Below are 20322 nucleotides of genomic sequence, written 5' to 3'. Positions count from 1 at the left end.
GACGACCCATGGCATACGATCACGAAGAACAAGAACAACTGGCAACCCTCAAGGCCTGGTGGCAGCGCAATGGCAATCTGACCTCCTGGGTCCTGATCGTGGCGCTGGCAGGCTACAGCGGCTGGGCTGGCTGGCAGTACTACCAGCGCACGCAGGCTGCGCAAGCGGGCCAGCTGTACGACGAATTGCAAAACGCCATCGCCGCCAAGGACACGGCCAAGGTGATGCGCGCGGCCGGCGACATGCAGTCGCGTTTCAGCGGCACGGCATATGCGCAGATGAGCGCCCTGGCCGCGGCCAAGGTGGCGTTCGACGCGAACGACCTGAAAACGGCCAAGACCCAGCTGCAATGGGTGGCCGAGCATGGCACGGAAGAGTACAAGGCCATCGCCAAGCTGCGCCTGGCCGGTGTTCTGCTGGACGAAAAAGCCTACGATGAAGCGCTGAAAGTGCTGGCAACGGCTTCCGTGGCGCAATTTGCCGGCGCCGTGGCCGACCGCAAGGGCGACATCCTGGTGGCGCAAAACAAGCTGGCCGATGCCCGCACGGCTTACCTGGCCGCTCTGGCCGCGACGGACAAGAACAATCCAGGCCGTCAGCTGATCCAGGTCAAGCTGGAAGCAATCGGCGGTACGGTACCGGAAGACAAGGCCAAGGCTGACAAGGCCGCCGCCTGACAGGAACACTGATGGCGGGGCCGGGTGGCGTTGTGCGCCGCCTGCCTTGCCCTTACAAGTACAAGAAAAAGGTTGGATAACACTTATGCGTGTCACTGAAAAGCTGGTAGCTGCAAGTCTGTTGGCCCTGATGGCTGGTTGCTCGTCCTGGAACCCGTTCGCCTCGAAAGATCCGAAAACCGAGCCGGCCAAGCTGGTCGAGTTAAAATCGAGCATTGCCGTGCGCGACGCCTGGAAGTATTCGATCGGCAAGGCTGGCGTCTATGCATTCACGCCTGCGCTGGCCGGCAGCAGCCTGTACGTGGTCAACGCCGATGGCGCGCTGGCGCGCCTGGACGCGGCCAGCGGTCGTGAAACGTGGCGCGTCAAGGCCGGCAGCGACATCACGTCGAGCGCCGGCAGCGATGGCACGGTCGTGGCCGTTGGCGCCGCCAAGGGCGCCGTGCTGGCGTTTGACGCCGATGGCAAGCAACTGTGGAAGGCGCAGGCGTCCAGCGAAGTATTGACGGCGCCCGTCGTGGGGCAGGGCGTGGTCGTCGTGCGCAGCGTGGACAACCGCATCGTCGGCTTCGACGCCAAGACGGGCGAGCGCAAGTGGACGGTGCAGCGCGCCACGCCGGCATTGACCCTGCGCAATGCGCCGGGCATGGTGCTGGGCGGCGCCAACATCTACGTGGCCCAGCCTGGCGGCAAGCTGCTGGCACTGACGGCGGCCACCGGTGTGGTACGCTGGGAGATCGTCGTCAGCGAACCGCGCGGCGCTACCGAACTCGAACGCGTCTCCGACATCGCCGGCGCGCCGGTGGTGTTCGAAGGCGAAGTGTGCGCCGTCACCTACCAGGGCAAGGCGGGCTGTTTCGACGCCGCCACGGGCGTGCCGCGCTGGACCAAGCCGATCTCGTCCGATGTGGGCGTGGCCGTCGACCAGCGTTTCGTGTTTGTTGCCGATGATCAGGGCGGCGTCTTGGCATTCAGCCGCGAAGGCGGTCAAAGCGCCTGGAAGAACGAGGCGCTGGCGCGCCGTCGCCTGTCGACACCGGCCTCCTACGGCCGCAGCGTCGCCGTCGGCGATTATCAAGGTTATATCCACTTCCTGTCACGGGAAGATGGCGCATTAATAGGTCGTGTCAGCACCGACGGTAGCCCGATTGTTTCGGCTCCCGTTGTTGCCGGTTCGAATTTGATTTTTCAAACCCAATCAGGGACAGTGACCGCTCTCGCGGTCGAGTAATACAATGAAGCCGGTAATTGCACTAGTAGGTCGACCCAATGTTGGGAAATCGACTTTATTCAATCGTCTGACCCGCTCGCGCGATGCGCTGGTGGCGGATTTGCCTGGGTTGACGCGCGATCGTCACTATGGCGAAGGCCGTGTCGGCGAACGTCCCTTCCTGGTCATCGATACGGGTGGTTTCGAACCCGTCGCCAAGGAAGGCATCATGCACCAGATGGCACTGCAGACCAAGCAGGCCGTGGCCGAGGCCGACGTGGTGGTGTTCATCGTGGACGGCCGTCAGGGCCTGACCCCGCATGACAAGACCATCGTCGACTTCCTGCGCAAGAGCGGCCGTCCGGTCTTGCTGGTGGTCAACAAAAGCGAAGGCATGCGCTACACGGCCGTCGTGTCCGAATTCTATGAATTGGGCATGGGCGATCCGTACGCGATTTCGTCGGCGCACGGCGACGGTGTCAACGACCTCGTCGAAGTGATGCTGGACCTGGCGTTCGCGCAGCGTCCGGACGAGCCTGAAGAGCTGGAAAAGACCGACCGCGGCATCAAGATCGCGCTCGTCGGCCGTCCGAACGTGGGCAAGTCGACCTTGATCAATACCTTGCTGGGCGAAGAGCGCGTGATCGCCTTCGACATGCCGGGCACGACGCGCGATTCGATCGAAATCCCGTTCGAGCGCGATGGCCAGCAATACACCTTGATCGACACGGCCGGTATCCGCCGCCGCGGCAAGGTGTTTGAGGCGATCGAGAAATTCTCGGTGGTGAAAACGCTGCAGTCGATTTCCGAAGCCAATGTGGTCGTGCTGATGCTCGACGCGCAGCAGGATATTTCCGAGCAAGACGCGCATATCGCCGGCTTCATCCTGGAATCGGGCCGCGCGCTGGTCGTGGCCGTGAATAAATGGGATGGCTTGCAATCGCATCAGCGCGACGAGATCAAGATCGATATCGACCGCAAGCTCGATTTCCTGTCGTTCGCGCAGATGCATTTCATTTCGGCGCTGAAGGGCACCAACATCGGACCACTGATGAAGTCGCTCAACGCCGCGTATGCGGCCGCCATGTGCGACCTGTCGACGCCGAAGCTGACGCGCGCCCTGATCGAGGCCGTGGAGAAGCAGGAGCCGCGCCGCAAGGGTTCGATCCGTCCGAAGCTGCGCTATGCGCACCAGGGCGGCATGAACCCGCCTGTGATCGTTATTCACGGCAATGCGCTCGACGCCGTCGGCGACCCGTACAAACGCTATCTGGAAAAACATTTCCGCGATACGTTTGCCCTGGTCGGCACGCCGCTGCGCATCGAATTGCGTACGGGTAAAAACCCGTTTGCACGCACGCCAAGCAAGTAATGTTTTAAATGCTGAATTAAGTGCATATTAAGGCGCCGCGGAGATAATGCGGCGCCGACAGCCACTTAATGGCTGTCGGCACGAAAATAATAAAGTGTTAATGCGCCATGCGCGACAGCGATCGCGAAAACAGGTTACAGTAGCTATGACGCATCTTTCTTTCTTTGAAAGGTGTGAGAGCACTTGAAATCAAGCGAGTCGCCTCCAATTCTTACACAACAACATAAACAACGGAGCTGTTATGAGCAACAAAGGGCAACTGTTACAAGACCCATTCCTCAATGCATTACGCAAAGAGCATGTTCCTGTCTCGATCTATCTGGTCAATGGCATTAAATTGCAGGGCCATATCGAATCGTTCGATCAATATGTCGTATTGCTGCGCAATACGGTGACACAGATGGTGTACAAGCATGCCATCTCGACAGTGGTGCCGGCCCGTGCCGTCAATCTCAATATTGAATCTGAAGCGGAGTAAAGCGTTGAGCTTGACGGCCCAGCGCCTTTCACCGTCCATCGCCCCCGTCCGCGCCAGCGGCGCTGATGCGTTTGCATCGGCGTCGGCGTCCGCCACAACTTATCAGATGCCATCATGCGCGCGGCACTAGTCGGAGTTGACTTCGGTCACAGCGACTTCGCCGCCAGCATGGAGGAACTCATGCTGTTGTCGCGTTCGGCTGGCGCGGACCCGATTTCCACCATCACGGCCAAGCGTTCGAGTCCCGATTCCGCGTATTTCGTCGGCAGCGGCAAGGCCGATGAAATTGGCGACGTCGTCGTCAACGATGGCCTGGAAATCGTCATCTTCAACCATGCCCTCTCGCCTGCACAGCAGCGCAATCTGGAAAAGCGCCTGAATGTGCGCGTGCTCGACCGTACCAGCCTGATCCTCGACATCTTCGCGCAGCGCGCCAAGAGCCACGAGGGCAAGCTGCAGGTCGAGCTGGCCCAGCTGCAACATCTGGCCACGCGCCTGATCCGCGGCTGGACCCACCTTGAGCGGCAAAAGGGCGGTATCGGCTTGCGCGGTCCCGGCGAGACGCAGCTCGAGACCGACCGCCGGCTGATCGGCGAGCGCGTCAAGGCCTTGCGCGCCCGTCTGGAAAAGCTGCACAAGCAGCGCGAAACGCAGCGCCGCGCACGCGGCCGCAATCACACATTCTCGGTGTCCCTTGTCGGCTATACCAATGCCGGCAAGTCGACCCTGTTCAATGCCGTGACCAAGGCCGGCGTGTATGTCGCCGACCAGTTGTTCGCCACTCTCGACACCACCTCGCGCCGGGTTTACCTGGGGCAGGAAGTGGGCAACGTGGTGATCTCCGACACGGTCGGCTTCGTGCGCGAATTGCCGCATCAGCTGGTGGCCGCATTCCGCGCCACGCTCGAAGAAACCATCCATGCCGATTTGCTGCTGCACGTCGTCGACGCCGCGTCGCCGGTGCGCATGGAGCAGATCGAGCAGGTCAACCTGGTCTTGAAAGAGATCGGCGCCGATCATATTCCGCAAATCCTCGTGTGGAACAAGATCGATGCGGCCGGGCTGGAGCCCTCGGTGGAGCGCGACGAATATGCTACGATCAGTCGCGTGTTCGTCAGTGCGCAGAAGGGCAGCGGGCTCGACCTGCTGCGCGATGCGATCGTCGAGATGGCCAGGAAGGCGCCAGGTTCGGCCCACCTGTATCAGAACGACGAGGCACCGCAGGAAGATCAGTTTGACGGTCAGTACGACCAGCACGATGGCGCCGCCCCGGACCAGGATGAAGAGCCTGGCGAGGACGATAGGATTTCCACCCACTCCCAAGTCGGAACACGATAGTTATGCTTGTCTCCCTACTCAAAAAAACAGGCTTGAAGTTGTCCCTGAACGATCCCCGCTGGGGCAATCGCAAGGACGACGGCAAGAAAGCCCAAGAAGGCAAAAAGCCCGGCGAAGGTCCGCCGGACCTCGATCAGTTGTGGCGCGATTTCAATCAGCGCCTGAACGCCTTTTTCGGACAGAAGAACCGTCCCGACAACGGCGGCAATAACAACGGCGGTGGCGGTGGTCCGCGTCCCGACATGAAGGGCGCCGGCATCACCGCCGGCGTGGTCGGCGTGATCGCCGTCTTCATCTGGCTCGCCAGCGGCGCCTTCATCGTGCAAGAGGGCCAGAGCGGCGTGGTGCTGACGTTTGGCCAATACACGCGCACGGCGCCGGCCGGTCTCAACTGGCGCTGGCCGTATCCGTTCCAGACCGATGAAACCGTCAACGTGTCTCAGGTGCGAACGGTGGAAGTCGGTTATCGCACGTCGCTGCGCAACAAGCAGGCCAGCGAGTCGCTGATGCTGACGGACGATGAAAACATCATCGATATCCAGTTCGCGGTGCAGTACACGCTGAAAGATCCCGTGGAATGGCTGTTCAGCCTGCGCGACCAGGAAGACACCTTGCGCCAAGTCGCCGAGACGGCGATCCGCGAAGTGGTCGGCCGCAGCAAGATGGACTTCGTGCTGTATGAAGGCCGCGAAAAAGTGGCCTTTGACACGCAAAAATTGATGCAGCAGATTCTTGAAGGTTACAAGGCTGGCGTGTTGATTAACAACGTGACGATGCAGGCCGTGCAGCCGCCGGAGCAGGTGCAGGCCGCCTTCGACGATGCCGTCAAGGCAGGCCAGGACCGTGAGCGCCAGAAGAATGAAGGCCAGGCTTACGCCAATGACGTCATTCCGAAAGCACGCGGCGCAGCATTCCGCCTGGTGCAGGAAGCCGAGGCCTACCGGGCCATGGTGACCGAGAACTCCGAAGGTAATGCGTCGCGCTTCAAGCAGGTGCTGGTCGAGTACCAGAAGGCGCCGGCCGTCACGCGCGACCGCATGTACCTGGAAACGATGCAGCAGGTGTTCAGCAGTGCCAGCAAGGTCATGGTCGACGCGAAGACGGGCAGCAATCTGCTGTATCTGCCGCTCGACAAGCTGATCGCCCAGACGGCTGCCACCGACGCTGCCGCCCGTGCCGCCGCGACACCCGCAGCCAACACCGTTTTGCCACAGGAAGCCATGCCGACAGTAGAAGTCAATCAGCGCCGCGACAGCCGCTCTTCGCGTGAACGGGAGAGCCGCTAATGAACCGTATCGTAGCCGCCCTGATCGCGGGCTTTATCGCGATCATGCTCTTGTCCTCGACTGTGTTCGTGGTCGACCAGCGTAAGTATGCGGTCGTCTTCGCCCTTGGTGAAGTCAAGGACGTGATCAGCGAACCTGGCTTGTACTTCAAGCTGCCGCCGCCGTTCCAGAACGTCATCTACCTGGACAAGCGCATCCTGACGCTCGACACGCCGGAGCCGGAGCGCTTCATCACGGCCGAGAAGAAGAATATCCTCGTCGACGCGTATGTGAAGTGGCGCATCGTCAATCCGAAGACATATTTCCGCAGCTTTGGCGGCGATGAAGGCCGTGCGCGCAACCGCATGTCGCAAATCGTCAAGGCGGCCCTGAACGATGAAATCACCAAGCGCACGGTGCGCGAAGTGATCTCGGGCGAGCGCGGCAAGGTGATGCAGGCGATCAAGGCCAAGGTGGCTGCCGAGGCCGAGGCCATCGGCGTGGGCATCGTCGACGTGCGCCTGAAGCGCGTCGATTACGTCGAGCAGATCAACAACTCCGTGTACGAGCGCATGAAGTCCGAGCGCGTGCGCGTGGCCAACGAGCTGCGTTCGACCGGTTCGGCCGACTCCGAGAAAATCCGCGCCGACGCCGACAAGCAGCGCACGGTGATCCTGGCCGAAGCGTACCGCGAAGCCGAGAAGATCCGCGGCGAGGGCGATGCCAAGGCATCGCAGATCTATGCGGAAGCGTTTGGCAAGAATCCGGAGTTCTACAAGTTCTATCGCAGCCTGGAAGCCTACCGCGCCACGTTCAAGGACAAGGGCGACGTGATGGTGGTCGATCCGAGTTCGGAATTCTTCAAGTACTTCAAGGGCAACGGCACGGCCGCTCCGTCCAAGAAGTAAGGCAGCATCGACACTGCCCCCGTTCGCAAGGACGGGGCGGCGGTAGCGGGGCCGGCGTCAATGCCGGCCCCGTTTTTTTTGGTGCGCCCAGGCTGTTGCGGGAAGGCGTAAAATGCGGTGTTTTTGGGGCTGTGCGGCAGCGTTTCGGACAACTTATCCCTAAAGGCCCGTGTTTTCGCGTAAAATATCAGGTTCGGCCTCTTGCCTGGCGCGCCCGCCGCTGCCTCGCATGATGCATTTTTTCAACTTTCTTCCGTATCTCGCTCCCTCATGCCGAATTGGCTTTTGCCCGAAAATATTGCCGATGTTCTGCCGTCGGAAGCGCGCAAGATCGAAGAGCTGCGCCGCCTCATTCTGGATAATTTCCGTCTGTACGGATATGAACTGGTGATGCCGCCGCTGCTCGAGTATCTGGAATCGCTGATGACCGGCGCTGGCAAGGATACCGACCTGCGCACGTTCAAACTGGTCGACCAGCTGTCGGGCCGCATGCTCGGCCTGCGCGCCGACATGACGACGCAAGTGGCGCGCATCGACGCCCACCTGCTGAACCGCGCCACCGTGACCCGCCTGTGCTACGCCGGCAGCGTGCTGCATACGCGTCCGTCGGGTCTGCACGCCACCCGCGAACCGCTGCAGATCGGCGCCGAAATCTATGGCCACGCCGGCCTGGAAGCCGATGCCGAGATCCAGGAACTGGCGCTCGCTTCGCTGGCACTGGCCGGTTTCGATAGCGTCCGCCTGGATTTGTCGCACGTCGGCCTGTTGCGCGCTATCATTGCGCAGGACGCCGCCGCCGAGCGCGACGAAGCTGCGCTGTACGCCTTGCTGCGCGCGAAAGATGCGCCGGGCCTGCGCGCCCTGACGGCATCCTACGATGCCGTCACGCGCGAGGCCCTGCTGGCCTTGCCGAACCTGTATGGCGACATCGACGTGCTGGCGCGTGCGCGCGAAGTGCTGCCGCCGCTGCCGGGCGTGCTCAAGGCGCTGGCCGAACTGGCCGCGCTGGCAGGATCTGCCCTTGGCCGCGCCGAAGTGGCGATCGACCTGGCCGACCTGCGCGGCTACCAATATGAAAGTGGCGCGATGTTTGCGCTGTATGTACCTGGCTTGCCGAACGCGGTTGCGCGCGGCGGCCGTTATGACCACGTCGGCGAAGCGTTCGGCCGGGCACGTCCCGCGACCGGCTTCTCGCTCGATTTGCGCGAACTGGCGCGCCTGTTGCCGACCGCGGAACGGAAGCATTCGATCCGCGCGCCGTGGGGCAGCGCGCCAGAATTGAAGGAAAAAATCGCCGAGTTGCGCAAGGCGGGCGAGGTCGTGATCCAGAGTATGCCGGGTCACAGTAATGAACAAGACGAGTTCGAGTGCGATCGCGTGCTGGTACTTGCCGATAATGGTAGTAGCTGGATTCTTAAAAACTTAGGTTAAGTGATGTCAAAGAAAATTATGGCAAAGAACGTCGTTGTCATCGGCACCCAATGGGGCGATGAAGGTAAAGGCAAGATCGTCGATTGGTTGACCGATCACGCCCAGGGTGTGGTGCGCTTCCAGGGCGGCCACAATGCAGGCCACACGCTGGTCATCGGCGGCGTCAAAACCGCGCTGCAGCTGATCCCGTCGGGCATCATGCGTCCAGGCGTCGCCTGCTACATCGGTAACGGCGTGGTCGTTTCCGTGCCGGACGTGCTGCGCGAAATCGACAAGCTCGAAGCCGTCGGCGTCGAAGTCGCCTCGCGCCTGAAAGTGTCGGACGCGGCGCCCGTGATCCTGCCTTACCACACCGCGATCGACCTGGCGCGTGAAGCCAAGCGTGGCGATGCGAAGATCGGCACCACCGGCAAGGGCATCGGCCCGGCCTATGAAGACAAAGTGGCGCGCCGCGCGATCCGTATCGCCGACCTGCTCAACGAGAAGCGCTTTGCCGAAAAGCTGGCTGAAAACCTCGATTACCACAACTTCGTGCTGGAAAACTACCTGAAGGCGCCGAAAGTCGACTATCAGAAGACCCTCGACGACGCGCTGGCCTACGTGCCGCGTCTGCGTCCGATGGTGACAGACGTGTCGAGCGCGCTGTACAAGGCGCACAAGGCCGGCGCGAACCTGCTGTTCGAAGGCGCGCAGGGTTCCCTGCTCGACGTCGACCACGGCACCTACCCGTTCGTCACCTCGTCGAACTGCGTGGCCGGCAATGCCGCCGCCGGTTCGGGCGTGGGCCCTGGCATGCTGCACTACATCATGGGCATCACCAAGGCTTACACGACGCGCGTCGGTTCCGGCCCGTTCCCTTCGGAACTGCCAACGGATGCGGGCGTCGGCCACCACCTGGCGCAAGTCGGCCATGAATTCGGCACCGTGACGGGCCGCGCCCGCCGCTGCGGCTGGTTCGACGCCGCCTTGCTGCGCCGCTCCGTGCAGATCAACGGCGTGACGGGCATGTGCCTGACCAAGCTGGATGTGCTGGACGGTATCGAAACGCTGAAACTGTGCACCGGCTACACCATCGACGGCGTCGCCACGGACATCTTCCCATCGGGCGCTGAAGAAGCCGCCCGCTGCGTGCCGGTGTACGAAGAGATGCCAGGCTGGACGGAAAGCACGGTCGGCGCGAAATCGCTGGCGGCGCTGCCGGCCACGGCGCGCGCTTACATCAAGCGCATCGAAGAACTGGTCGGCGTACCGGTGGACATGGTTTCGACCGGTCCGGATCGTGAAGAAACGATCGTGCTGCGTCACCCATTCGAATAAGCTGCTGGACACAATCCGCCGCAAGGCGGATTTTTTTAATCACGCTAATAATAAGATTCCACTATCATGACTACCCCACAATCGAACGATCAACACCTCTGGGTCAACTGGGAAGAATACCACCGCCTGATCGAGCGCCTGGCGCTCAAGGTCTACGAATCGGGCTGGAAATTCGACCAGGTCTTGTGCCTGGCGCGCGGCGGCGTGCGTCCCGGCGACGTGTTCTCGCGCATCTTTGATTTGCCGTTGGCTATCCTGTCGACCAGCTCCTACCGCGAAGACGCGGGCACGGTGCGCGGCGACCTCGATATCGCCAAGTACATGACCATGACCAAGGGCCCGCTGGCCGGCCGCATCCTGCTGGTCGACGACCTGGCCGATTCGGGCGTCACCCTGGACAAGGTCACGCGTCACCTGAAGGAAAACTTCCCTGACGTGACCGAAGTCAAATCGGCCGTGATCTGGCTCAAGGGCTGCTCCGTCGTGCGTCCCGACTACTTCCTCGACGAACTGCCGCACAATCCGTGGATCCACCAGCCGTTCGAAGACTACGACGGCCTGCGCCCGCACCAGCTGGCGGCGTGGATCAAGAAGGGCGAAGCAGGCAAGTAATTGCGTGCGCGCTTGCAAAAAAAAGACGATCGTGTATCGTCTTTTTTTTCGTCCAAGGAAATGCGATGACCATACTCACGACGGCGCGCCTGCGCCTGGAACCGATCACGGAAAACCATTACGAGCGCATGCGCACGCTCAACACCGATCCCGAGGTGATGACCTATCTGAACGCGGGCCAGCCCGAAAAGGAAGAAGACACGCGCGCCGCCGTCAAGCGCGTCACGGGCCGCTGGGCCGAATGGGGCTATTCCTGGTGGGCGCTGATACGCCTCGACGATGGCGAGATGGTGGGCATGGCTTGCCTGCAGCATCTCGATGGCGACAAGAGCAAGCCGCATGAAATCGGCTGGCGCCTGGCCCGCACGGGCTGGGGCCAAGGCTATGCCAGCGAAGCGGCGGCCGCCATCGTCGCGCATGCGTTCGACGTCGTCGGCGCACCCGAAGTGGTGGCCGTCGCCCATCCCGACAACGCGGCCTCGATCAAGGTCATGACGCGCCTGGGCATGCAGTACGCGGGCATGGAGCGCCATTACGATATCGATGGTGTCGTGTACCGCCTGGCGCGCCCATGACGGCAAAGCGCAAGCCCCTGAAGCTGGGCTGCGCCTACGGCGTGCGGTTTTCGCCCGATGGCGCGTACCTGGCCGTGCTGGGACGCGACCTGGTCTTGTGGGACGTGGCGGCACGCCAGAAACTGTGGCGCGGCAAATTCATCGCCCATTGTTCCAGCATGGCGTTCTCGCCTGACGGCAGCCGGCTGGCCATCAAGAGCACGACGGGCCAGCAGGCCGTGGTGGATGCGCAGGCGGGCCAGGTGCTGCTGAACTTCCAGAACAAAAAGGATGGCGAAGGCTGCGGCCCCGCGTGGTCGCCGTGCGGGCAGTATCTTGTCGATGGCGGCTGGGATGGCCGTCTGCGCGTGCGCGACGCGCAGACGGGCGAAGTGCTGTTCATGCAGGAGCACCCTGGCGAAATGCTGCGTGCAATCTGCGCAATCGATGGCGGGCGGCGTTTGCTGGCCCTGCATGGCATCAAGTCGGTGGAGGAAGGGCAGGTGCAGCCGCCCGACTACTGCAGCGTGTGGGACTGGCCATTGCAATCGGGAGGCGGGCGCGTGGTGCTGTCGCTGCCCAAGCTGGCGTCGTGCGCCCCATCGCCCGATGGCGAGCGCCTGGCCGTGCTGCATTACGCGGGCGGCGACGAGTATCTGTCCGTGCATGCGATGGATGATGGCCGCCTGCTGGCCACGGCGCCCGTGGAAGCGGGCGCCGGCACGGGCGATGCCTTGTGCTGGCTGCCCGACGGCAGCGCGCTGGGACGCATCGGCAAGGGCAAGCTGCTGTTCTACGCCTGGCCGGGACTCGGCGTCCTGGCGCAGGAAGATATTACCTATCCCTGCGCGCTGGACTTTTTGCCCGGCTCGCCATTGGCCGCCATCGGTTCCTGGGAATCCGGCATGCTGATGGATCTGAACGTTCACAAGGAAAAGACATGATTACCTGTTACCTGCGTTACATCATCGACCCGTACAAATTGCGGGAATTCGAAACCTACGGCAAGCTGTGGATACCGCTGGTCGAACGCTTCGGCGGCCAGCACCACGGCTACTTTTTGCCATCGGAAGGCGCCAGCAACGTGGCGCTGGCCATGTTCTCGTTCCCCAGCCTGGCCCTTTACGAGCAGTACCGCAGCGACTCGATGCAGGACGCCGAATGCCAGGCCGCCTTCCGCTATGCGGAAGAGACGCGCTGCATCGTCAGCTACGAGCGCAGTTTTTTCCGCCCCGTGTTTGCCTGAACAGGTTCAATCGCGCTGCGGCGCGCCCGGGGGGAAGAGGCGGCGGTACGGGCGTGCTTCGTCCACCGCGCGGGCGAATGACGGGCGGGCCAGCAGGCGCGCGCGGTAGGCGCGCAGCAGGGGCGGCGCTGCGGGAATCGGCTGCGTCCAGTCCGCATAGAACAGCGAGGGAGCGGCGGCGCAGTCGGCCAGCGTAAAGCGGTCGCCGGCGGCCCACGTCTTGCCGGCCAGGCGGGTTTCCAGCCAGGCGCAGGCGAGGTTCAGCTTGTCGCCGGCAAACGCGCGGCCTTCCTCGGTCTTCGCCGCGTCGCCGCTCAAGGCGGCACCGACGGCATGCTGCACCGGTGTCATGACGTGCAGGTCGAAATAGCGGTCGAGAAAACGCACGTCCAGCGCCTGCATGGCGTCGTCCGGCAGCAGGCGCAGGGGACCCGGATGGGCCAGTTGCAGGTATTCAATGATGATGCTGGTCTCGGCGACGTTGCGCTCCCCGTCCACCAGCAGCGGGAATTTGCGCAGCGGCCAGCGCTCCAGCCATTGCTGCAAGTGCCCGGGCAGGTCCGGTGCCAGGCGGCGGACATCGAACGGCATGGCGTTTTCGTACAGGGCGACGAGCACCTTTTGCGTGTACGAGGAAAAGGGATGGCCGTAGAGTATCAGCGACACGGTGGGATCTCCTGTGCAAGGTTGGCAACACGCGCGTGTGGCAACGATATGCAATGACAGGATCAATGCAAGCGGTCCGGGCCGTTCCGCTTGCATCTGAGGCCCGTCCGCCGCCTAACTCAGGTTTGCCAGGTAGCGCAATCCCGTGATGCTGGGGAAGAAGCAATACACGCCGCCGCGCGTGATGACGCTGCGCGAAAAATGCTGCAGTTTCGTATTGCCGCTGCCCTTGGCGCCCACGCCGGGCAAGGTGAAGGAGCTGACGCTCGGGTCGTTGATTCCCAGGAACACGTCCTGGCCGCTGATGTTGAGCGTGGCATTGCCCGCCTCGGGACCGGCCGGGCCGACGGCCGATTTGACGAAGGTAGCGTCATCGTTCCATTGCTGCATCAAGAATTCGAACTGATTGCGCAGGTTGGCGTTGATGAAATAGCCGACCAGTCCCCGCTGCTCTGCGATGGGTGTCACCGGATCGTATTCGCTGCCGTAGGGCATGGCGCGCCGCACGATGCGGTGGTGGCGGGCCGAGGTGCCCACGACGCCTTCGTCGCGCGGGTTGTTGCGCCGGATATGCGCGCCGACCGGGCATTTCAGGCCCAGCGTATCGTCCAGTTCCGGCTGCGCATCGACATAGTGAAAGTGGTTCAGGCTGGCGTCCGGCAGCACGGGACCGGGTTCGTCCGGCGCGAGCACGAGCGGATTGCCGTTGCGCCAGCGTCCGCACATCTTGGCGGCCACCATTTCGGTGCTGAGCCCGGAACTGGCCGCGCCCTGGCTCAGAATACTGTCGAACAGGGGCACGTCCTGCTCCAGGATGCGGAAGGCGGCATAGCTGCCATTGGTGGACAGTTGTGGCGGCTGCACCTGGTAGGTGCCGCCGTTTTCATTCGGATAGCCGAGCAGGAATTCGCCCGTCTTGACGCTGTTGAGCGGGTCCGGGTCGTATGCGCGTTCGTGCTTGCGCGGCGGGGCGCCATCGACGTCGGGTTGGGCGATGTTGTCGCGGTAGCCGAAATGCACGCGGTTGCCTGGCAGGGCCACGCCGTCGTGCGCATACAGTTCACGCCAGCCGGCGGCAAAGGCGCCACGCAGCTTGGCTGACGTTGCCTGCAGCACTTCCTCCGATTCGCTGACCCACAGGCTCAGCATCGCATGCACCTGGCCGGCTTTGGTGGCCGGCCCCAGGTTGCCGAGCCAGTGTTCGGGGGCGCTGTCACCCACGTCGCCCACGGCGGCGACGCTGGCCGGATCGGCCGCACCCCGTTGAAATGCCTGGTCAAAGGTGGCCAGCTCGGCCGCGGTTATCCCCAGAGCCGACAGGCCGGGAGCGGTAAAGCTGAGGTTCAGGAAGCAGGGCGGCTTGGGGTGGATATGGCGCGCGGTGGTAATGGCCGGCAGCCCGTCGCTGCCGTCGAGCAGGGCCGCGATGGTACGCCGCGCCTGCGCCGCATCCGTGATGCTGAAGATGAAATGGCGCGCCAGGTTGACGCGGTAGCCGCGCAGGATCGTGCCTTGCACGTCGTCGTAATCGATGGTGGGATCGGCCATGCTGTCTCTCCGGGGGCTGGGGTGGTGGGGCCGCTTGCGCAGCCCCGGCGTGGCGTTTTCTTTAGACGGAAGCGAGGATTTGCTGGACGGTCTGCGGATAGGCGTTATACAGGCCCGTGTTGGGCACGTGCTGCGCGGCGTCGTTGGCGGTGATGAAGGCTTCGAATGCGGCCACATGGTCGGCAACGGGCATCAGCGCCTTGCCGCCCACGACAAACTGCAGCAGCGCGTCGAATACCTCGCTCAGCTGGGCCACGAAATCCTCGATGTAGCCGTTGAAGCTGCCGTCATACTCGGTGATCACGCCGATGATCAGGGTATCGGAAGTACCCGTCTTGCCAATGTTGGGCAAGAGATTGGCCTGCGAGCGGTCAAACAGGACGAAGCGGGCAAAGTGCACGGTACCGATATTGGTGAGGGCTGTATTGATCTTCGTCTGGTATTCCTGCAATGCTGCGGCGATGGAGATCGGATTGGTGCCGGGTAGTACCGGCATCATTAAGCACAGTGGATTTGCCATGGAAGGCTCCTCATTACGTGGTTGTCGGGACGACCGACACTACGCCGCGGCTCCTGCTGCGTCAAAAACTATATTTTCTGATTTGTTGTTAAGTAAACACTATTGCAACATGATAGTTGCTATGAAATGTGGTCTCATGTGGATAGTCGCCGGGACTGGCCGGTGCCGGCGGACACTCTGCCGCCAGGCGGTTCTTGCCTGATTCTGGAAGCGCAAGTGGCGCCGTTGGCAGCGCCGGGATCCGCAGGTTTTATTTGAGGCGGCTGCACCGTCCGCCGTCAAAACCGGATGGGGCAAGGCGCCGCGGTCCCTTCGCCGAAACCGGCGTAGCCGGATCGCGCGCTGAGGTTCAGCGACATGCTGCCTTTGTCCGGTAAATAGATGCAGTATTCGCCAGTCGCCGTGATGACGCGGTAAATGCGCTTGGGGTCGTTCGGCGCGCTGAACAGCTCGATGCGGGCCGCTTCGAACCACTTTGGCTTGACCGCCGCATGCGCTTCCGCAAACCCCTTTGCCAGGCGCGTCTGCGGGGTGTCGGGCGGCGCCACGAATTCCTGCGGATGCTCGGCGCGCAGCTGGCGGTCGATGGCGCCGGCTGCCTGCAGCGCTCGTTGCGCCAGGGTGAGGGGGGCGGCTTTGGGTTCTGCCGGCGCAGATTCTGACGACGCGGCGTAGTCTTGTGATGCCGCCGCCTCCTTCGGTGGCGACACGCTTGCCGCGCTGGATGGAAGGGCTGGCGGACGTGCCGGCGCCGGTTCTGGCCCGGCGGGTGGAATGATCGCCCTTATTGGCGGCAGTGGCGGCAGCAGTTGCAGCCAGACACGGTCATCGTGCTCGATTCTCATGTTTACGGGCCGCGTGGCGGCCCAGAACAGCGCCAGGTGCAGCGCGATAATCGCGGCGACGTACCGGCCCCGGGGACGCCGGCCGAGAGAAAAAGCATGCTCCTGTCGTGCAAGGTCGATACGCATCTGTTCCATGCTTGCGTGATGAAGGTGGCACCAGTATGTAAATTTGCAACAGTGCTGTAAACAGGTTTCGGGCAGAGCGCGGATTGTGCTCCCCAGGGTACTGAAAAATGCGCCTGTGTGATGATTCTGTTAAGCCGTCAATCCTCGGCCTGGAACTCGCTGGCCGAGACGAACAGGTCCCACGAGGCGATGAACAGGGCCGCCACCACGGGGCCGATGACGAAGCCGTTCAGGCCGAACAGGGCCATGCCGCCCACTGTCGACAGCAGCACCACGTAGTCGGGCATCTTGGTGTCCTTGCCCACCAGGATGGGGCGCAGCACGTTGTCGACCAGGCCGATGACGAAGACGCCGAAGGCGGCCAGGCCGGCGCCTTGCCAGATGGCGCCCGTGGCCAGGAAGTACACGGCCACGGGCGCCCAGACGAGGGCGGCGCCGACGGCCGGCAGCAGCGACAGGAAGGCCATCAGCACGGCCCACAGCAGGGGCGCCGGCACGTCGAGGAACCAGAACGCCAGGCCGCCGAGGGCGCCCTGGGCGATCGCCACGAGGATGTTGCCCTTCACCGTGGCGCGGATCACCGTGGTGAAATTGGTGAACAGGCGCTGCTTGTACTTGCGGCTCAGCGGCACGGCGTTCTTGATGCGTGCCGACAGGGTCGAGCCATCGCGCATGAGGAAAAACAGCAGGTACAGCATGATGCACAGGCTGGTGAGGAATTCGAAGGTGTACAGGCCCACATTGATGGCTTTGACGGCCACCACCTGGCTCACCTGCGTGGCGCCCTCTGCCAGCTTGTCCTGCAGGCTGGCCAGGCTGGTCAGGTTGAAGCGGTCGAGCAGGTTGATCAGCCATTGCGGCAGCACGGCCATGATTTTATTGAAGAACATGGCGACCGTGATTTCGCCCGAGCGCACCATTTCCACGACGCTGGCCGCCTGGTTCACGAGCGACACGGAAATGAGCGACAGCGGCAGGATGACGATGACGATGATCAGCAGCAAGGTCAGCAGCGAAGCGAGGCCGGCGCGGCCCCTGGTTTTGGCCAGCAGCCAGCGGTACACGGGCGCGAACAGGATCGCCAGGATGACGCCCCAGAAGATGGCGCCCGCATACGGCGCCAGTATCCAGCCGAAGCCGATGGTGACGATGCTCAGGAGGAGCAGGAACACTTTCTGGTGCAGCGTGAGGGTATGCATGGGTGCTGGCGTAATGATAAGGGTTGAGTTGTCCCATCATAAGCGAGGCGTGGTGCGGCGCGCCATACAATTGTCGTGATGCGTGCGCGAGCGCATCTGGCGCCGGCGGTCTGACAGCGCGGTGGCGGCAATTCCAGTAAGCTGTCGTTCCAGGCGTTCCATCCCGGGCGCTTTTGACTTCTTTTGACCTCAGGAACGCGCGTGGCCGACAATATTCACTTTTATGAACCTGCGCAGGGCCATGGCTTGCCGCATGACCCTTTCAATGCCATCGTCGGGCCGCGGCCCATCGGCTGGATCGCCTCGCGCAGCAGCGGGGGCGTGCTCAACCTGGCGCCGTACAGCTTTTTCAACGCTTTCAATTACACGCCGCCGCTGATCGGTTTTTCCAGTATCGGCCGCAAGGATACCTTGCGCAATATCGAACAGACAGGGGAATTCGTGTGGAATCTGGCCACCCGTCCGCTGGCCGGGGCGATGAACGCCAGCTGTGCGCCGGCGCCGCCCGAAGTCGATGAATTCGCGCTGGCCGGCCTGACGCCGGCCGCCTCGCGCATCGTCAATGTGCCGCGCGTGGCCGAAAGCCCCGTCTCCTTTGAATGCCGGCGCACGCAGATCATCGAGCTGCAAGGCGTCAATGGCGATGGTGTCGGCAGCTGGCTGGTGCTGGGGGAAGTGGTGGGCGTGCACATCGCGCGCCACCTGCTGACCGATGGCGTGTACGACACGGCAGCCGCCGCGCCGATCTTGCGCGGCGGCGGTCCGGCCGATTATTTCGAGATCGGGCCGGACAGCCTGTTCCACATGCGCCGGCCCGCCTGGCCGTAACATCATGCCGGGAGCGGATGGCGCTCCCTGACGATGCCGCGATAGATCAGCCACGTCGCCAGCAGGCTGATGGCGCCGGCGCCCGCCATCCAGTAGCCTGGCGCCGCCTTGTCGCCGGTGCTCTCGATCAGCAAGGTCGATACCAGCGGCGTCATGCCGCCGAACAGCGCGGTGGCCAGGCTGTAGGCCAGCGAAAAGCCCGTGGTCCTGACGCTGGCCGGGATGATTTCCGTCAGCGCGACGATGGTGGCACCGTTGTAGCTGCCGTACAGGAAGGACAGCCACAATTCGACCATGAGCATGTGGTCGAAACTGGGATGGGCGACCAGCCACGACAGGGCCGGATACGCGGTCAGCACCGTCAGCGCCGAGCATACGGCCATGACGGGCCAGCGGCCGATGCGGTCGGACAGCGCCCCCATGACGGGCAGCCAGAGGAAGTTCGACAGGCCGATGCACAAGGTGACGAGCAGGCTTTCTTCGGTGCTCAGCTTGAGGACGTTCTTGCCGAAGGTCGGCGTGTAGACGGTGATCAGGTAGAACGCGACCGTCGTCAGCACGATCAGCATCGTTCCCGCGACCACCAGCGGCCAGTTGAGGGCGATCGTCTTGAGCATCTGCCGGAAGGTCGGATGCGACTTGCGCGTCAGGTAGGCCTCGGTCTCCTGCAGTGAACGGCGGATGTAGAACACCACGGGGATGATGGAGCAGCCGATGAAGAACGGAATGCGCCAGCCCCAGTCCGCGATGAATTCCTTGCTCAGGGTTTCGTTGAGATAGTAGCCGAGCGCGGCGGAAAAAATGATGGCCACCTGCTGGCTGGCCGATTGCCAGCTGACGTAGTATCCCTTGTTGCCCGGTGTCGCCATCTCGGACAGGTAGACGGATACGCCGCCCAGTTCCACGCCGGCGGAAAAGCCTTGCAGCAAACGCCCGATCAGCACGAGGAATGGCGCCAGCAATCCGATGGTGGCATAGCCGGGCACGAAGGCGATCAGCGCCGTGCCGGAAGCCATGATGGCCAGGGTCAGCACCAGGCCCTTGCGGCGGCCAATACGGTCGATATAGCTGCCGAGGATGATGGCGCCCAGCGGCCGCATGAAAAACCCCGCGCCGAAGGTGGCGAATGTCATCATCAGGGCCGCGTATTCGCTGGTGGCGGGGAAGAAGGCCTTGGCAATGTACGTGGCGTAAAAGCCGAACAGGAAAAAGTCGTACATTTCGATGAAGTTCCCGCTCGTCACCCGGATGACGGTGGCGATGCGCGAGGGCGGGCGCGCTTGCGCGCGCGGCGTTGCCGCCCTGGCGATGGGCGCGGCGGTGGATGGAATGTCCATGATTTACCTATTGATGAAAGATGAGTGACGCACGCCTAGTGCATTGCTGGCGTTGGCGCCGGCGCCGCCGCCGGTTCCAGACCTGTCGCCTCGATCACGCCGGCGTTGTCGGGGGAGGCGAGGAAGCGCAGCAGGGCGCGGCCGGCTTCCGGCTGTTTGCCGCCCGGGACCAGCGCCGCCGAAAACTGCGTCATCTTCTGTACTTCCGGCGGCAGCAGGCCGACGATGTCGATGCCTTCGACCGGCAGCAGCTCGCTGCGCTGCTGGCAGCCGAAATCGGCCTGGCCATGCGCGATGATTTCGCCGACGGGGGTGGCGGGAATTTTTGCGGCCTTGCCCTGCATCTGCTCCGAAATCCGCAACTTGCTCATCAGCTGCGTCTCGATGTAGACGCCGCTGGCGCTGTCCGAATAGGCCACCTTGTCCGCCTTCAGGAAAGCGCTGCGCAGGCCTTCGGTGGTGCTGATGTCGGGCTTGGCCGCGCCGCGCCGCACGGCGCAGGCAATCGGTGAATTGGCTAGCACCACCTTGCTGCCGGGGACCAGGCGGCCTTCCTGCATCAGTTTGTCGAGCGCGTCGCCCACCATGATGACAACGTCGATCGGCTCGCCGCGCGCCAGGCGCGCCGGGATCGCATTCTTGGTGGTGCCCATCGACGGTCCCCATTCGGAGACCAGATGGTCGCCGCTGGCGCGCTCGTAGGCGAGTGCCAGGTTTTTGTAGGCCTGGGCGAAACCGCCCGAGCTGACCACGCGGATGTCGGCGGCATGCGCCGCGCCGGCGGCCAGCAGCATGAAGCCGGCCAGCATGGGGGCGGAGCGCCGCACGAGGGTCTGTTGAAGCAT

The 20322-nt window shown here is 63.0% G+C and carries 21 protein-coding genes; 14 read left to right on the top strand and 7 right to left on the bottom strand.

Annotated features, from left to right (window positions below; translation table 11 throughout):
• The first annotated feature begins 8 nt into the window (after window positions 1–8).
• The 13 genes from IGS55_RS16850 (at window position 9) to IGS55_RS16790 (ending at window position 12408) form a co-directional block, all read left to right on the top strand.
• On the top strand, window positions 9–677 hold the full coding sequence (locus tag IGS55_RS16850) for a YfgM family protein (RefSeq protein WP_034752031.1): 669 nt from the start codon (window positions 9–11) through the stop codon (window positions 675–677).
• Between the two features lie 85 nt (window positions 678–762).
• A complete protein-coding gene (gene bamB / locus IGS55_RS16845; RefSeq protein ID WP_128142406.1) occupies window positions 763–1908 on the top strand; it encodes an outer membrane protein assembly factor BamB in 1146 nt (381 codons plus the stop codon).
• 4 nt (window positions 1909–1912) lie between these two features.
• Entirely contained in the window at window positions 1913–3259 is a 1347-nt protein-coding gene (der, locus tag IGS55_RS16840; RefSeq protein WP_070221915.1) for a ribosome biogenesis GTPase Der, read from the top strand.
• A 241-nt stretch (window positions 3260–3500) separates the two neighbouring features.
• A complete protein-coding gene (gene hfq / locus IGS55_RS16835; RefSeq protein ID WP_008450615.1) occupies window positions 3501–3737 on the top strand; it encodes an RNA chaperone Hfq in 237 nt (78 codons plus the stop codon).
• 114 nt (window positions 3738–3851) lie between these two features.
• The gene (gene hflX, locus IGS55_RS16830; protein ID WP_128142407.1) at window positions 3852–5075 is read left to right on the top strand and encodes a GTPase HflX; all 1224 of its coding nucleotides are present in this window, start codon (window positions 3852–3854) and stop codon (window positions 5073–5075) included.
• 2 nt (window positions 5076–5077) lie between these two features.
• Entirely contained in the window at window positions 5078–6361 is a 1284-nt protein-coding gene (hflK, locus tag IGS55_RS16825; RefSeq protein ID WP_230518991.1) for an FtsH protease activity modulator HflK, read from the top strand.
• Window positions 6361–7248: a protease modulator HflC gene (gene hflC / locus IGS55_RS16820; RefSeq protein WP_230518990.1), complete on the top strand. Its 888-nt coding sequence runs from the start codon at window positions 6361–6363 to the stop codon at window positions 7246–7248. The genes hflK and hflC overlap by 1 nt, the downstream gene beginning before the upstream one ends.
• Before the next feature lie 270 nt (window positions 7249–7518).
• Complete coding sequence (locus IGS55_RS16815) at window positions 7519–8679, top strand: ATP phosphoribosyltransferase regulatory subunit (RefSeq protein ID WP_230518989.1); 1161 nt, start codon at window positions 7519–7521, stop codon at window positions 8677–8679.
• A gap of 3 nt (window positions 8680–8682) precedes the next feature.
• The gene (locus IGS55_RS16810) at window positions 8683–9996 is read left to right on the top strand and encodes an adenylosuccinate synthase (RefSeq protein WP_034752021.1); all 1314 of its coding nucleotides are present in this window, start codon (window positions 8683–8685) and stop codon (window positions 9994–9996) included.
• Between the two features lie 66 nt (window positions 9997–10062).
• Window positions 10063–10608: a phosphoribosyltransferase gene (locus IGS55_RS16805; RefSeq protein WP_034752020.1), complete on the top strand. Its 546-nt coding sequence runs from the start codon at window positions 10063–10065 to the stop codon at window positions 10606–10608.
• A 65-nt stretch (window positions 10609–10673) separates the two neighbouring features.
• Window positions 10674–11183: a GNAT family N-acetyltransferase gene (locus IGS55_RS16800; protein ID WP_230518988.1), complete on the top strand. Its 510-nt coding sequence runs from the start codon at window positions 10674–10676 to the stop codon at window positions 11181–11183.
• The gene (locus tag IGS55_RS16795; RefSeq protein WP_230518987.1) at window positions 11180–12106 is read left to right on the top strand and encodes a WD40 repeat domain-containing protein; all 927 of its coding nucleotides are present in this window, start codon (window positions 11180–11182) and stop codon (window positions 12104–12106) included. Before IGS55_RS16800 ends, IGS55_RS16795 begins: the two co-directional genes overlap by 4 nt.
• Window positions 12103–12408, top strand: a complete 306-nt coding sequence (locus IGS55_RS16790) for an NIPSNAP family protein (RefSeq protein ID WP_230518986.1) — start codon at window positions 12103–12105, stop codon at window positions 12406–12408. Before IGS55_RS16795 ends, IGS55_RS16790 begins: the two co-directional genes overlap by 4 nt.
• Before the next feature lie 6 nt (window positions 12409–12414).
• On the opposite strand, the gene IGS55_RS16785 is transcribed toward IGS55_RS16790, so the two are convergent.
• From IGS55_RS16785 to IGS55_RS16765, 5 genes are all read right to left on the bottom strand, one after another.
• A complete protein-coding gene (locus IGS55_RS16785) occupies window positions 12415–13074 on the bottom strand; it encodes a glutathione S-transferase family protein (protein ID WP_230518985.1) in 660 nt (219 codons plus the stop codon).
• Between the two features lie 114 nt (window positions 13075–13188).
• The gene (locus IGS55_RS16780) at window positions 13189–14622 is read right to left on the bottom strand and encodes a Dyp-type peroxidase (protein WP_230518984.1); all 1434 of its coding nucleotides are present in this window, start codon (window positions 14620–14622) and stop codon (window positions 13189–13191) included.
• A 61-nt stretch (window positions 14623–14683) separates the two neighbouring features.
• Window positions 14684–15142: a hypothetical protein gene (locus IGS55_RS16775; protein ID WP_230518983.1), complete on the bottom strand. Its 459-nt coding sequence runs from the start codon at window positions 15140–15142 to the stop codon at window positions 14684–14686.
• A 278-nt stretch (window positions 15143–15420) separates the two neighbouring features.
• Window positions 15421–16113 (bottom strand): hypothetical protein, encoded by a 693-nt coding sequence (locus IGS55_RS16770; RefSeq protein WP_230518982.1) that lies wholly within the window; start codon window positions 16111–16113, stop codon window positions 15421–15423.
• 137 nt (window positions 16114–16250) lie between these two features.
• Complete coding sequence (locus tag IGS55_RS16765; protein ID WP_230518981.1) at window positions 16251–17312, bottom strand: AI-2E family transporter; 1062 nt, start codon at window positions 17310–17312, stop codon at window positions 16251–16253.
• Window positions 17313–17513: 201 nt separating this feature from the next.
• Between IGS55_RS16765 and IGS55_RS16760 the strand changes: the two genes are divergently transcribed.
• Window positions 17514–18140, top strand: coding sequence for a flavin reductase family protein (locus IGS55_RS16760; protein ID WP_230518980.1), 627 nt, complete (start codon window positions 17514–17516; stop codon window positions 18138–18140).
• A 2-nt stretch (window positions 18141–18142) separates the two neighbouring features.
• On the opposite strand, the gene IGS55_RS16755 is transcribed toward IGS55_RS16760, so the two are convergent.
• Window positions 18143–19477: an MFS transporter gene (locus IGS55_RS16755; protein ID WP_230518979.1), complete on the bottom strand. Its 1335-nt coding sequence runs from the start codon at window positions 19475–19477 to the stop codon at window positions 18143–18145.
• Window positions 19478–19512: 35 nt separating this feature from the next.
• Window positions 19513–20322, bottom strand: coding sequence for a substrate-binding domain-containing protein (locus IGS55_RS16750; protein WP_230518978.1), 810 nt, complete (start codon window positions 20320–20322; stop codon window positions 19513–19515).

It is taken from the genome of Janthinobacterium sp. EB271-G4-3-2, from assembly GCF_020858035.1.
GTDB lineage: Bacteria > Pseudomonadota > Gammaproteobacteria > Burkholderiales > Burkholderiaceae_D > Janthinobacterium > Janthinobacterium aestuarii.
Note: the sequence above shows the minus strand (reverse complement) of the source record. Positions and strands in the feature narration are given on the sequence as shown.